Origin of the sequence: Streptomyces huiliensis (assembly GCF_020037025.1) — a bacterium.
In the GTDB taxonomy this organism is placed as follows: domain Bacteria; phylum Actinomycetota; class Actinomycetes; order Streptomycetales; family Streptomycetaceae; genus Streptomyces; species Streptomyces huiliensis.
In genome coordinates, this window is the sequence record NZ_JAIQLH010000163.1 from 1 (window position 1) to 1,456 (window position 1,456).

1 protein-coding gene is annotated in these 1,456 nt (G+C 72.5%); it reads left to right on the plus strand.

What is annotated here, in order from left to right; genetic code table 11:
* Positions 1–36: 36 nt before the first annotated feature.
* A partial coding sequence (locus JNW98_RS24755) for a DNA polymerase III subunit gamma and tau (RefSeq protein ID WP_223770501.1) occupies positions 37–1,456 on the plus strand: 1,420 nt, incomplete at its 3' end.

Below are 1,456 nucleotides of genomic sequence, written 5' to 3' on the forward strand. Positions count from 1 at the left end.
GGCCACTTGTCAGTGGGGCCCGATATCGTCGTAGGTGTGTCGTCCCTCGCGCTCTACCGCCGCTACCGCCCCGAGTCCTTCGCCGAGGTCATCGGGCAAGAGCATGTCACCGCCCCGTTGCAGCAGGCGCTGCGGAACAACAGGGTCAATCACGCGTACCTGTTCAGCGGGCCGCGCGGCTGTGGCAAGACGACCAGCGCGCGGATCCTCGCGCGCTGCCTGAACTGCGAGGAGGGCCCGACGCCCACCCCCTGCGGGCAGTGCCAGTCCTGCCAGGACCTGGCGCGGAACGGGCGGGGCTCGATCGACGTGATCGAGATCGACGCCGCGTCCCACGGTGGTGTGGACGACGCCCGTGAGCTGCGGGAGAAGGCGTTCTTCGGGCCGGCCTCCAGCCGCTACAAGATCTACATCATCGACGAGGCGCACATGGTCACCTCGGCGGGCTTCAACGCCCTGCTGAAGGTGGTCGAGGAGCCGCCGGAGCACCTCAAGTTCATCTTCGCGACCACCGAGCCCGAGAAGGTCATCGGGACGATCCGGTCGCGTACGCACCACTACCCGTTCCGCCTGGTCCCGCCCGGCACGCTCCGCGACTACCTGGGGCAGGTCTGCGAGCAGGAGAAGATCCCGGTCGAGGAGGGCGTGCTGCCGCTCGTCGTCCGGGCCGGCGCCGGTTCCGTGCGTGACTCGATGTCCGTGATGGACCAGTTGCTCGCCGGTGCTGCCGAGGACGGTGTGACGTATGCCATGGCGACGTCCCTCCTCGGGTACACGGAGGGGTCGCTGCTCGACGCGGTCGTCGACGCGTTCGCGGCGGGCGACGGCGGGGCCGCGTTCGAGGTCGTGGACCGGGTGATCGAGGGCGGCAACGACCCGCGCCGCTTCGTGGCCGACCTCCTGGAGCGGCTGCGTGACCTCGTCATCCTCGCCGCCGTGCCGGACGCCGCCGAGAAGGGGCTCATCGACGCCCCCGCCGACGTCGTCGAGCGCATGCAGGCGCAGGCGTCCGTCTTCGGTGCCGGAGAGCTCAGCCGCGCCGCCGACCTCGTCAACCAGGGGTTGACGGAGATGCGTGGGGCCACGTCCCCTCGGCTCCAGCTGGAGCTGATCTGCGCGCGGGTGCTGCTGCCCGGGGCGTACGACGACGAGCGCTCTGTCCGCGCCAGGCTGGACAAGCTGGAGCGGATGGGGCTGAGCGCCGGGCCCGCCGCCGGCGGTTTCATGGGTGCGCCGCAGGGCGGCGTCTCGGTCGGGTACGAGCCCGGTCCGCAGGGGCACGCTCCTGCGGGGGCTCCCGGGCTCTCCGGGCCCGCTGCCGCTCGCGCGGCCGTGTCGGGTGCCGTTCCCGGCGGCGCGCAGCCGGCCGTGGCGCCTGCTCCGGTGGCTCCCACGGCCGCGCCCGCTCCCGCCCCCGCTCCGAGTCCCGCGGCGCCCGCAGCTTCCGCGCAGCCTG